The 11,863-nt window shown below is 73.6% G+C and carries 12 protein-coding genes; 7 read left to right on the top strand and 5 right to left on the bottom strand.

Going from position 1 to position 11,863, the window contains the following annotated elements; translation table 11 throughout:
- Genes ACWEF6_RS15190 through ACWEF6_RS15170 form a run of 5 tightly spaced genes read right to left on the bottom strand, consistent with a single transcriptional unit; the run spans position 1 to position 5,455 of the window.
- Positions 1 to 267 (bottom strand): acyl carrier protein, encoded by a 267-nt coding sequence (locus ACWEF6_RS15190; RefSeq protein ID WP_003100549.1) that lies wholly within the window; start codon positions 265 to 267, stop codon positions 1 to 3.
- Positions 264 to 1,562, bottom strand: a complete 1,299-nt coding sequence (locus tag ACWEF6_RS15185) for a type III PLP-dependent enzyme (RefSeq protein ID WP_449683471.1) — start codon at positions 1,560 to 1,562, stop codon at positions 264 to 266. The genes ACWEF6_RS15190 and ACWEF6_RS15185 overlap by 4 nt, the downstream gene beginning before the upstream one ends.
- Positions 1,559 to 2,902 (bottom strand): preATP grasp domain-containing protein, encoded by a 1,344-nt coding sequence (locus ACWEF6_RS15180; RefSeq protein WP_449683470.1) that lies wholly within the window; start codon positions 2,900 to 2,902, stop codon positions 1,559 to 1,561. The genes ACWEF6_RS15185 and ACWEF6_RS15180 overlap by 4 nt, the downstream gene beginning before the upstream one ends.
- Positions 2,899 to 3,858 carry a 3-oxoacyl-ACP synthase III family protein gene (locus tag ACWEF6_RS15175; RefSeq protein WP_449683469.1) on the bottom strand — a complete coding sequence of 320 codons (960 nt, stop codon included), beginning with the start codon at positions 3,856 to 3,858 and terminating at the stop codon, positions 2,899 to 2,901. The genes ACWEF6_RS15180 and ACWEF6_RS15175 overlap by 4 nt, the downstream gene beginning before the upstream one ends.
- A 22-nt stretch (positions 3,859 to 3,880) precedes the next feature.
- Positions 3,881 to 5,455, bottom strand: a complete 1,575-nt coding sequence (locus ACWEF6_RS15170; protein ID WP_449683468.1) for a condensation domain-containing protein — start codon at positions 5,453 to 5,455, stop codon at positions 3,881 to 3,883.
- Positions 5,456 to 5,682: 227 nt separating this feature from the next.
- On the opposite strand from ACWEF6_RS15170, the gene ACWEF6_RS15165 reads away from it, so the two are divergent.
- The 7 genes from ACWEF6_RS15165 (at position 5,683) to ACWEF6_RS15135 (ending at position 11,804) form a co-directional block, all read left to right on the top strand.
- Positions 5,683 to 5,820 carry a hypothetical protein gene (locus ACWEF6_RS15165; RefSeq protein ID WP_449683467.1) on the top strand — a complete coding sequence of 46 codons (138 nt, stop codon included), beginning with the start codon at positions 5,683 to 5,685 and terminating at the stop codon, positions 5,818 to 5,820.
- A 146-nt stretch (positions 5,821 to 5,966) separates the two neighbouring features.
- Positions 5,967 to 6,488, top strand: a complete 522-nt coding sequence (locus ACWEF6_RS15160; RefSeq protein ID WP_449683466.1) for a hypothetical protein — start codon at positions 5,967 to 5,969, stop codon at positions 6,486 to 6,488.
- A complete protein-coding gene (locus tag ACWEF6_RS15155) occupies positions 6,485 to 6,940 on the top strand; it encodes a hypothetical protein (RefSeq protein WP_449683465.1) in 456 nt (151 codons plus the stop codon). Before ACWEF6_RS15160 ends, ACWEF6_RS15155 begins: the two co-directional genes overlap by 4 nt.
- The gene (locus ACWEF6_RS15150) at positions 6,933 to 7,370 is read left to right on the top strand and encodes a hypothetical protein (protein ID WP_449683464.1); all 438 of its coding nucleotides are present in this window, start codon (positions 6,933 to 6,935) and stop codon (positions 7,368 to 7,370) included. The genes ACWEF6_RS15155 and ACWEF6_RS15150 overlap by 8 nt, the downstream gene beginning before the upstream one ends.
- The gene (locus ACWEF6_RS15145) at positions 7,358 to 7,939 is read left to right on the top strand and encodes a GNAT family N-acetyltransferase (RefSeq protein ID WP_449683463.1); all 582 of its coding nucleotides are present in this window, start codon (positions 7,358 to 7,360) and stop codon (positions 7,937 to 7,939) included. Before ACWEF6_RS15150 ends, ACWEF6_RS15145 begins: the two co-directional genes overlap by 13 nt.
- On the top strand, positions 7,936 to 11,103 hold the full coding sequence (locus ACWEF6_RS15140; protein WP_449683462.1) for a S41 family peptidase: 3,168 nt from the start codon (positions 7,936 to 7,938) through the stop codon (positions 11,101 to 11,103). The genes ACWEF6_RS15145 and ACWEF6_RS15140 overlap by 4 nt, the downstream gene beginning before the upstream one ends.
- A complete protein-coding gene (locus ACWEF6_RS15135; RefSeq protein ID WP_449683461.1) occupies positions 11,100 to 11,804 on the top strand; it encodes a 4'-phosphopantetheinyl transferase family protein in 705 nt (234 codons plus the stop codon). Before ACWEF6_RS15140 ends, ACWEF6_RS15135 begins: the two co-directional genes overlap by 4 nt.
- The last annotated feature ends 59 nt before the right edge of the window (positions 11,805 to 11,863 follow it).

Raw genomic sequence — 11,863 nt, 5'->3', positions numbered from 1 at the left:
TCAGACCGCCGCGGCGGCCCTGGCGAAGGCCGACTCGATGTAGTCGGTCAGGCTGCCGACCGTGCGGAAGACCTCCGGGCCGAGCTCGTCCGGGTCGATCTCGAGGCCGATCGTGTCCTCGAGGCTCATCAGCAGCTCGATGACGCTCGTGGAGTCGAGCGCCAGGTCCTCGAACAGGCGCAGCTCCGGGGTGACGCCGCCGATCTCCTTGTTGAGCACGGCGGACAGGGCGATCTCCAGGTGGGCGACGATCTCGGTGCGGTTCATCTCGGCTCACTTCCCATGCTGTCGGTAAGGGGCTGGTGCAGGTGCTGCTTGCGCAGCAGGTCCGCGGGCTCGTCGCGATCGCGGACCAGGTAGGCCGCACCCCCGCGGACGAGCACCTCGGCGGGGAACCCGTGGCTGAGGAACAGCCCGGGCGAGGCCGACGGCCCGTAGGCGCCGGAGTTCAGGACGCCGACCAGGTCGCCGGCGCGCAGGTCGGGCAGCTTCACCTGCTTGAGCAGGGTGTCGTTGGGCGTGCACAGCGGCCCGGTGACGGTCCACGGACCCGGCTCGACGGTGTCGTCGGTGTCGTCCCCGGCGTCGCGCGGGGTGAGCAGCACGGCCGGGAAGTTGCGCTTGACGAACGAGCCGATGCCGACGGCCGCCATGTGGTGGTGGGTGCCGCCGTCCGCGATCGCGAACCGCTCCCCCATCGACTCCTTGACGTACCGGACGCCGAGCACGTAGACCCCGGCGCGGCCGGCCAGGAACCGGCCGGACTCCATGATCAGCCGGGTCGCCGGGTGCGCCCGGTGGAACGCCTCCAGCATCGGGTTGATCTCGGCGGCCACGTCGGCGGCTTCGAGGTCGTCCTCGCCCTCGAAGTAGGCGACGCCGAGGCCGCCGCCGATGTCGACGGCTTCCAGCCGGATCCCGGTCTCCGCGGCCACCCGCTCGGCCAGGTCGAGGGCGTAGCGCGTGTTCTTGCCGATGACCTCGGCGTCGAGGATGCGGGTGCCCATGTAGACCTGGATGCCGGCGACGTCGGCGTGGCGGTACTCCGCCAGCCGCGGCCCGGCGGCGAGGACCTGGGCCTCGTCGATGCCGAACTGGCGGGGCTTGCCGCCCATGGTGAGCCGGGACCCGCTGATCGCGCAGGTCGGGTTGATCCGCAACAGCACCCGCTGCTGCTTGCCGAGTTCGGCGCCGAGCCGTTCGATGTCGTCCAGCTCGTCGAAGGACTCGCAGACGATGGCGTACACGCCGGTGTCCAGGCACGCCCGCAGCTCATCCTGGCTCTTGCCGGGGCCGAGGAAGATGATGTCATCCGGCCGGGCCCCGGCTTTCAGCACGGTCTGCAGTTCCACAATGGACGAAACCTCGGCCCGCGCGCCGCCGCCGTGCAGGGCGGCGAAGACGCTGATGTTCGGGTTCGCCTTCAGCGAGTAGAACACCTCGATCGCCGGGTGCAGCACCGCGCGCAGGCCGGTGATGGTCGCGTGCAGGACGTCGCCGTCGTAGACGTACAGCGGCGTGCCGAAGCGCGCGGCGAGGTCCGGGTAGTCGATGTCGGTCATGCGTTTTCCCCTGCCATGACGCCGAGGCGGCGCTCGGCCTCGGTCCGGACGGCGAGGGCCTCCTCCGGCGAGTCCCCGACGCAGATCGCGTAGAGACGGCCGTGGAAGGAGCCCTCGCCGGTGGCCGCGGCGTTGAGCGTCGCGAAGTTGTTGACCAGTACGCCGGTGTCGCCGGCGCCGGTGAAGAACAGGTCGCCGAGTGCGGTCTCGACCTCGGCGAAGGTGTGCTCGCGCTGGAGCTTCAGCGAGAAGGTGGCCGCGATGGCGTGCCGGCCCTCGGGGATGAACTTCTCGGCGATCCGGCTCTGGTAGGTCGACATGTTGAACCGGGCGTTGATCTCCAGGCACGGGTAGAGCGTGCCGTCCGCGGAGAGCATCGCGTCGACGCCGACCATGCCGAAGAAGCCTTCGTCGTGCAGCGCCCGCCCGATCTTCTCGACGGCTTCGGCCAGTTCCCGGGCCGCGACCGGCGGCAGCTCGACCGGGAAGCGGTGGCCCTGGTGGACGCCGTTCTTCAGCACGGCGGCCTTGACCGTCTCGAACCGGACCCCGCCGGTGCGGGAGACGACGAACTGGTAGTTGAGGTCCTGGGCGTGCTCGATCCAGGACTCGACGACCAGGTTCGCCGGCGCGTCGGCCCCGCGGCGCTCGATCAGGCGCAGCAGGCGGTTCGCGCCGCGCTCGTCCTCGACGACGACCATGCCGCGGCCGGAGACGCCGAGCGACTCCTTGACCACGACCCGGCCGCCCAGCACCAGCTGCGCGGTGAGGGCCTCGCGCAGCTCGCCGACCGTGTGCACCACCCGGCCGGGCACCTGGCGCAGGCCGAGCGAGTCGACCAGGCCGCGGCTGAACACCTTGCCGTTGACCGCCTTGCAGATCTGGGCGGTCGAGCCGGCCAGCGGCAAGCCACTTTCCTTGGCCAGGGCCTCTTCCGACGCCGAGATGCCCAGCGGCATCAGGTAGGTGTTGCCGTCGGCCAGCTCGCGCAGCTTGCCCAGCAGCTCGGGCGAGTCGAGCGCGTCCTCGGTCACCATCGCGTCCGGGTCGTTGCGCTCGGCGATCAGCGTCGAGCCGTCGGCCGCGCCGATCCGGGCGAGGTAGCCGGCGAACGCGGCGTCCATGGGTGCCTTGAGCACCACCAGGTCGCCCTCGCCGGCGAGCAGCGCGCCCATCTCCTCCATGCGGTTGACCGTGGCCCCCGCGAACGAGATGCCGGCGCCGGGCAGTTTCGGCTCGCCCACCGCCCAGCTGCGCTCCACCTCGAAGTTGTTGACGAAGACGAACCGCGCACCGGCGTCGCCGGTGAGGTCCTTCTTCAGCCGTGCCACGAAATTCATCCCTGGTTCCCTTCTCCGATCTCGACGACGGCCGCCGCGAAGGTCGCCCCGAGGCCGGCCGAAGCCAGCAGCACGAGGTCCCCCGAATCGACCCGCCCGTCCGCGCGCGCCGCCGCCAGGTTGATGAACGGGTCGGAGCTGTAGCAGTGGGCGTACTTCCCGACGTTGTCGAGGAACACGCGGTCCCGCGGCACGCCGAGCGCGCCGGTGATGCGTTTCCACGACAGCTTGTTGACGTTGTGCGGCAGGATGGCGGCGATGTCCGCGGGGGCGACCCGGGCGTCGTCGAGGGCGTCCTGCATGACCTGGGCGAGCGCGTCCGGGTAGACGTGCTTGTACCGCAGCTGCAGGGCTTCGTCGCAGTCGATGCCCCGGTAGAACTCGCCGAGCACGGTGAGCGCGCGCCCGAGGACGCGGTCGCCGCGCGGGTCCGGGCCGAGCAGCACCGCGGCGGCGCCGTCGCCCTGGATCGTGGTGTCGCGGATGAGGCGGGCCTCGTGCATCAGCACCTTGTCGCCGGTCAGCACGAGCACGCGGTCGCCGGGGGCCGCGGTGGCCAGCAGCGAGCGGGCGACGTGCAGGGCGTGGATGCCGACCACGCAGTTGAGGTGCGACAGGCTGAACGCGGTCGCGCGGTGCAGCTCCAGCCGCGTCCGCACGTCCTCGAGGAGGCCGGGCGTGGCGACGGCGACGTGCTGCATGGTGTGCGCGTGGACCAGGAACCGGACCGAGTCGCGGTCGGTTCCGGCCAGCACGCGCTCCCCCGCGCCGGCCAGCAGGTCGGCCAGTTCGAGGCCGTCGGCGACGGCGACCCGGTCGAGGCCCAGGAAGCGGGTGAAGAAGCGCAGCTGGGTCGCGTCGAGGCCGAGCGGGCCGGCCAGGTCGGCGACCGGCAGGCTCGTCTCCGGCACGAACGACGCCACCCGTTCCAGGCGCGGTGCTTCGAGCAGGGACATGATTTCCTCCTCTTCGTCCGGCTCAGCCGCGGGCCGGCACGAGTTCGTGCGCGAGCGCGGACAGGGGGCGGGTGGTGGTGAACGGGACGAGCCAGGCCGACCAGCCGCGTTCGTGCAGGGCTTCGACCACGCGGGGCAGCCGCAGCACGCGCCCGCCCGCGGCGAGGTAGCTGCGAGCCGGGTCGACGTCGGCGAGGCCGTTCACCTCGGCGACGACCTCGGTGAGGACGCGTTCGGCGGGCGCGGTCCCGGTCGGCCCGGGCTCGCCGGGTGCGGCTTTCGGCGCCCCCGGCGGGGCGAAGCCGATGAGCGCGGCGGCCTCGCTGACGCGCAGGTCGGTGCCGGGGTCGCGGTGCGCCTCGACGAGCCGCGCGTAGCCGCGCAGGAAGTGTTCGACGGCGCCGGCGTCCATCACCGCGTCCAGAGCCTGCAGGGCGAGCGTGATGCCGTCGGCCCATTCGTAGACGCGCAGGTAGCTGTCGGAGCCGGCGAGCGCCCAGTCGGCGGGGGCGGCGTTGACCGCGTACCGGTCGCGTTGGGTGCGGCAGGAGCGCGGCGCGTTGTCGAGGAAGTTCAGCTCGGCGACCACACGCGTCCCGTGCCGCGCACTCTCCTCGTAGACGCGGTCGTAGGGTACGTGCGCGTTCGCCATCGCCTCGCTCACGCGGACGGCGGACTCCTGGACGACGGCCGAGAACCGCGGGTCGCCGCCGAGGTCGGCGAGCACGGGGGTCGGGTAGGACAGGCAGGTGACGGCGCCACCGAAGCCGCTGGCGTCGCGCTGGCTGGTGTACATCCGGTGCGCCACCAGGGTTTCGCCGGTGTAGGCGGCGAGCGTGACGGCGTAGGCGGCGAGGTGCACGGCCGAGGGCCACACGTGCTCGCGTGCCGCGATCGCCCGGGCCGCGGACAGCAGCGTCGGGACCGTGAAGGAGGCGCTGTGTGCGGCCTCGGATGCCTTGCGGCGCTTGGCGAAGACGTCTTCGGGGAGTTTCCGGACGATCTCACGCCAGTGGCTCAGCGCGGGTTCGACGTCGGCATCGGTGCGGCTCTCCTCGAAGCGCGCGAGGTCCACCGGCTGGTGCTCCACCGGGTCCAGCACGGCGGGCCGGCCTGCGGTGCGCGCGGCGAGCAGCTCGTCGAGCTCGGCGGCCAGCCGGTCGAGGGCGACGTCGTCGAAGGCGAGGTGGTTGAAGACCAGGTGCAGCCGGACGAGCCGGCCGCCGCCGGTGACCACGCAGGCCCGCATCGGCCACTCGCGGGCCAGGTCGAACGGGGTGCGCGTGAGCCGCGCGATGACGTCCACGGCGTCCTCCACGGTCGCCTCGACGACCGGCTGCGGCGCCGGCGGCTGCACGAGCTGGCGCGGCCAGGCGTGCCCGTCGGCGGCGGTGCCGGTCAGGTCGTAGACGGTGCGCAGGATTTCGTGCCGGCGCACCAGGTGCGTCAGCGCGGCGCGGACGGCCGCGACCGTGCAGCCCGCGGGCAGCGGGTAACTGGTGCCGATGTGCGCCTCGTGCCGCGACCGCGCCGGCACCCGCAAGTACCGCAGCAGGTGGTGGTGCTGTCCCCAGCAGAGGTTCGCGCTCTTCGCCACGTGTCCTCCAACCGTGAATCGTCGTACGCCGATGGTGGGCGGTGCGGGCGGAAATGGTTAGCCCCTGGCGGTGGCACGTTCTCCGTGGCACGAAGATGACACCGGAGCGCGAAGGGTTTTCCTTGACCCGCAACGGTTCGTCGGTGAATCTGGGTTGGCCCCACCGGAACGCAGGAATTGCACACCGGATCTGCGGGGGAATCCCAACAAAGGAATGAGGTAGCCCCATGTCGAAGGAAGCTTCGAAGGTCGCCAGCAAGGTCGCGTCGAAGGTCGCCAGCAAGGAGGCCTCCAAGGTCGCGTCGAAGGTCGCCTCCAAGGAGGCGTCCAAGGAAGCCTCGAAGGTCGCCTCCAAGGAGGCGTGACCTCCCGGCGGGCCGGCGGCGCACGCAAGCGCCGCCGTCCCGCCGACCGGTCGTGAGTGGGAAACAGTGTTCTAACCCTGTTTCCCACTCACGACCGGCTGCGGCAGACCACCTACCCGCACCAGCCCACCAGCCCGGGAGGGGCCATGACCTCGATCGCGCCCGTCAAGATGCCGGCCGAGCGTGCGCTGCCGCGCTGGTCGGCCCGCTCCTGCGCGGACGCCGACCGGGCGGCCGTGCTCGCTCTCTTCACCGATCCCGGCTTCTTCTTCCGCACCGACCGGCCCGAAACGCGGCCCGAGTGGGAGATCCTCCGGCTCCTCGGCGACGACACCCGCGTGCTCTGCGCCGACGGCCGGCCCGTCGGCCTCTACGCCCTGGAGCACGAGGGCAGCGAGCACGGCTGCCACTACGTCCTGCACCTGCGCCTGCGCTCGGACACCCCGACCCCCTGGTGGTGCGACGCCTACCGCGAGATCGTGCGGGCGCTGCGGTGGCGCCACGAGCTGGTGCGGCTGTCGGTCCGGTTCCCCGAGTTCGACCCGGCCGGCCTCGCCTTCGCGCGGGCGGCCGGGCTCACCGAAGAGGGCACGCTCGCCGGCGTGACCACCCAGGAAGGCCGTCGCCGCGGCACGGTCTTCTTCTCCCAGGTCGAGGCGACGTCATGAAACTGCGCGGATACCGCGGCACCGACCGCGGGCTGCTGAGCGGGCCGTGGCTCGCCGGCGAGCTGCTCGGCCTGCCGATCGGCGACTGGCCCGCGCTCGCCGAACCGACCACGGTCCCCCCGCCCACCGGCGACGACGAGGAGCTGTGCGTCACCGACGACGCCTTCGTCCGCTACACGGCCATCGACTGGGTGCACCGGCGGGCCCGCGTCGAAATCGGCGTCCACAGTCCACTGTCCGATGTGGACGACCTCCTGGCTCGGGCCGTCGCGCACGGGTTCACCGGCCTGAACCTGCGCCGGCTGCACGGCTGGGTCACCCCGGTCACCCGGCCGGACACCGAAGCGCTGGCCGCGGCCGGGTTCCGGCGTGAAGCGGTCGTCCCGGCCGCCACCTGGTTCGACGGCGCACCCGCCGCACGGGAGATCTGGGGGACGATCCGCCATGACTGACCTGAGACCGCTTTCGCCCGCCGAAGCCGCGCAGGGCCTGCGCCGCGCGGGGGACGCCGCGCGCGGGTTCCTCGGCACCGACCCGGTCACCCAGAACGACGCCCTGCTCGCGTGGGAACTCACCCGCCGCGAAGCCCAGGTGTACGCCGCGGGCGGCGCGCTGGTCGGCTGCGTGCCGAACCGGGCGCAGCCGCGCCAGGCGTACGTCTCGAGCACGTCCGCCGGCCCGGAGCCGGTGCGCGCGCTGCTCGGCCACCTCACCACCTACCAGCGGCGGACGTCGTTCGTCGCCCTGGTCCCCGAAGAGGGGGCCGCGGCTTTCCTCGGGGCCGGGTTCGCCCACAGCGGCGTGCTGCCCGGCCACCACTACGCCGGCCACGCCTTCCACGACCTGCTGGTCCTGGTGAAGGAGGAGCCATGCCGATCGTGACCGTCCGGCACTTCACCGAAGAGGACGTCCCGCTGCGCACGGAACTGCTGCGCGAGGCCCGGTTCGCGGCCAACCTCACCGACTTCGCCGTCGGGTCCGACGACGACGGCCTGCAGGCCCGGCAGCTGCGCACCATCACCGAGGAGCACCGCACCAAGCGGATCTTCACGGTCTGCGGCGCGCACGGCCGCGTGCTGGGCTTCGCCTGGATCACCTCGATCGACTGGCGCGCGCAGTGCTGCGAGCTGTCCTTCGGCGTGCTGCCGCGCGACCGCGGGCTCGGCGCGTTCGCCGTCTACGCGGTGCACAAGCACCTGCGCGACGAGCTCAACATGCGCGTGATCGTCAACCAGGTCTACACGCACAACACCATGTTCCTGTCCGCCGAGGCGCTCGAAGCCCAGCAGCAGGTCCGCTGCGAACGGGATTCCCACACCGTCGGGCAGTGGCGGACGGCCTGCTACTGGACACTGTCCGATGAGGACATCCGGCAGCACGAGGCGTCCTCGGAAGAACGGCGGCGCGAGCTGGCCGAGCGGATCCGCGAGCGGATCGAGGCCCGGTCGTGACCGGGCGGGCCGGGTACCTGCGGACGCCCGCGATCTCCGGCGGCACCCTGTACTTCGCGTGCGAGGACGACCTGTGGTCGGTGCCCGCCGAGGGCGGCCGGGCGCACCGGCTGACCGCGGGCCCCGGCGAAGCCCGGCGGCCGCGGATTTCCCCGGACGGCACGGAAATCGCGTTCGTCGGCACCTACGACGGCCCGGCCGAGGTGTACGTCATGCCCGCCGAGGGCGGCCGGCCCCGGCGGCTGACCCACCAGGCCGGCCGGTGCGTCACCGTCGGCTGGCACCCGCACACCGGCGAGGTGCTGTACGCGACCGACGCCGAGCAGCCGTCCGGCTTCGGCGCGCGGCTGTTCTCGGTGTCCTCGGCCGGCGGTCCCGCGCGGCCGCTCCGGCTCGGGCCGGCCGACACGATCGCCTTCGGTGCCGCCGGCGTCGTCGTCGGCCGCAACACCGCGGATCCCGCGCGGTGGAAGCGGTACCGCGGTGGCGGCACCGGCGAGCTGTGGTACGCCGGGGACGAGGCCGGGCCGTTCACCCGGCTCGTCGCGCTGCCCGGGAACGTCGCCGACCCCTGCTGGGCCGGCGGGCGCGTCCACTTCATCAGCGACCACGAAGGCATCGGCAACGTCTACTCGTGCCTGCCCGACGGCACCGACCTGCGCTGCCACACCGACCACCACGACCACTACGCGCGCGGGCTCACCACCGACGGCACCCGCCTGGTCTACACCGCGGGCGCCCGGCTGCACCTGCTCGACGAGCGCGGCGCCCGGCCGGTCGAGGTGGACCTCGGCGGCGCGGCCCCACAGCGCGGCCGCCGGTTCGCCCCCGCGGGCGAGTACCTCGACGGCGCGCGCCTGTCCCCCGACGGCACCCGGCTCGCGGTGACCGCCCGCGGCAAGGCGTTCACCTTCGAGCACTGGTCGGGGCCGGTCCGCGGGCACGGCAGCGCGGACGGCGTCCGCTACCGGCTGCTGCGCTGGCTGGCCGGCGGGCGGCAGCTCGTCGCCGTGGCCGCCGACGAGAGCCCGGACGAGCGGATCGTGCTGATGGACGCCGAGGGCGGCGAGGACGCCCCGGTGCTGGTCGCCGGCGGCGTCGGGCACATCACCGAGCTGACCGCCTCCCCCGCGTCCGGGCTCGTCGCCTTCGCGACCAGCCGCCAGCGCGTGTGGATCGTGGACACCGCCGATGTGCTGCCCCGGCCCCGGCTGCTCGACGCGAGCCGGCACGAGCGCATCGAAGACCTCGCGTGGTCGCCCGATGGCCGGTGGCTGGCCTACACGTTCCCGGAGTCGCCGCGCACGTCGTCGATCAAGCTCGCCGACACCGCGTCCGGGCGCACCCACCGGGTCACCGAGCCGGTGGTGCGGGACGCGCGCCCGGCGTTCGACCCGTCCGGGCGCTACCTGTACTTCCTCGGCCAGCGCGACCTCACGCCGGAGCTGGACCAGGTGCAGTTCGACGTCGGGTTCCCGTTCGGCTCGCGGCCGTACCTGATCACGCTGCGGGCCGGCGACCCCTCGCCGTTCGAGACCCGGACCGCGGTGCCCGGGCAGGCGCTGCCCGTCCCGCGCGGCGACGGCCGGGTGACGATCGACCTCGACGGGATTTCCCGCCGGGTGGCCGCGTTCCCGGTGCCCGAAGGCCGCTACAGCGACATCGCGGCGCTGCCCGGCCGGGTCCTGCTGCTGTCGGTGCCCCTTTCCGCGCCCGACCCGGCGCACCCGGGGTCCGGCGGCGAGGGCACGGTGTCGCTGGTGGACCTGGGCACCGGCCGCGTCACCGAAGGCTGCCTCGGCGCGGTCGACGAGCTCGACGTCCGGGGCGACGTGGTGCTGCACCGCACCGACAGCCGGTTGCGGGTGCTGCGCGCCGACGCCGCCGGCGACCCGCCCGACGGCGAGGAACCGGGCCCGGCGACCGGCTGGGTCGACCTCGGGCGCGTCAAGGTCCCGTTCGACCCGTCGGCGGAGTGGCGGCAGATGTTCCGCGAGGCGTGGCGGCTGCAGCGCGAAGGCTATTGGGACGCGCGGATGTCCGGTCTCGACTGGGACGCGGTGTACGACCGGTACGCGCCGCTCGCGGAACTGGTGTCGTGCCGGGCGGAGCTGTCGGATCTGATCTGGGAGCTGCACGGCGAGCTCGGCACGTCCCACGCGTTCGAGCGCGGCGGCGAGTACCGCGCCGGGCCGGACGAGGCGCAGGGCTTCCTCGGCGTCGACTGGGACACCCCGCCCGACGGCGCCACCTGGCGGATCGCCCGGATCCTGCGCGGCGACCCGTGGAACCCGAAGGCCGGTTCGCCGTGCGCCCGGCTCGGCGCGGACATCCGCGCGGGTGACGCCGTGGTCGCGGTCAACGGCCGCCGCGTCGGCCCGTCGGGCCCCGGCGAGCTGCTGGTCGGGCAGGCCGACCGCGAGGTGGAGCTGACCGTGCGGCGGGGCGGCGCCGAGCACCGCGTGGTCGTCCGGGCGTGCGCCGGGGAAGCGCGGGCGCGGTACCTGGACTGGACCGAGGGCAACCGCGCGTACGTGCGGACGGTGTCCGGCGGCCGGCTGGGCTACCTGCACGTGCCGGACATGACGCGCGCCGGGTACGCCGACTTCGTCCGCGGGTTCCTGACCGAACTCGACCGCGACGGCCTGATCGTGGACGTCCGGTTCAACACGGGCGGGCACGTGTCGCCGCTGCTGCTCGACCGGCTGGCCCGCCGCCGCACCGGCACCGAGCACGGGCGGTGGAGCGGGATGGCGCCGTACCCGACGGAGTCCCCGCGCGGCCCGATGGCGACGCTGCTCAACGAGCACACGGGCTCCGACGGCGAGATCTTCGCGCACGTGTTCCGCGCGCTCGGGCTGGGCCCGCTGATCGGCCGGCGCAGCTGGGGCGGGGTGATCGCGACCTGGCCGAGGCACCGGCTGGTGGACGGCACGGTCACGACCCAGCCGGAGTTCCGCTACCGCTTCGGCGACGCGGGCGGGTCGCTGGAGAACCACGGCGTGGAGCCGGACCTGGCGGTGGTCCCCGCCCCGGACCGGCTGCTCCCGGGCGAGGACGACCAGCTCGCGGCGGCGGTCGCGCACCTGCTGGCGGAGCTGGGTTCGCCGTCGGACGAGCTGCCCGTGCCCCGGGCGGCCCTGCTGCTGCCGCAGGCACCATGACCGGCCGGGTCGACGTCTGGGTGGTGCCGGTCCGCCCCCGGCCGGAGTGGGTGGCGCTGCTCGCCGACGCCGAGCGCGCGCGCTGGGCCCGGCTGGCCGCGACGCCGGCGGGCGACGTGTTCGTGGCTTCCCGTGCGCTGCAACGCCTTTGGGGCGCTTCGGTGCTCGGTGGCCGGCCGTCGGAGGTGGTGATCGACCGCTCCTGCGAGCACTGCGCCGACCCCGCGCACGGCCGGCCGCGCGTGGCCGGGGCGCCGGAGTTCTCGGTGTCCCACACCGGGCGGTGGCTCCTGCTCGCGGTGGCGTCGGCGGGCCTGATCGGGGCGGACATCGAAGACCCGGCGGCGGCGGCCGACCCGGCGGGGCTGGCGGGAGTGGTTTTGTCGGCTTCGGAGCATCGGGAGTTCTCGGCGGCGGCCCCGGCGGAGCAGGCCGGGCGGCTGTTGAGGGCGTGGACCCGCAAGGAGGCGGCGATGAAGCTGGCCGGGCTGGGGCTGGCCGCGGCCCCGGCGCGGGTGGACGTGCGCGGGAGCATCGCCCGTTCGGGGGTGCCCGGATGGCCGTACGAGCCGGTGCACCTGCGGTCGCTGACGGTGCCGGGCGACCACGTGGCGGCGCTGGCCACGACCGAGCCCGTGCGGGCCGTGCGGCGCCGTGACCTGGCCGAACTCACCACGCCGCTCCTCGCCGGGCGGCCGTGACCCCCCACGATCGGAGGCAGACCTCGAAGACGGGTACCCAATCTGGGTAGCGGCTACCC

It is taken from the genome of Amycolatopsis sp. NPDC004772 (assembly GCF_053601215.1).
Note: the sequence above shows the minus strand (reverse complement) of the source record. Positions and strands in the feature narration are given on the sequence as shown.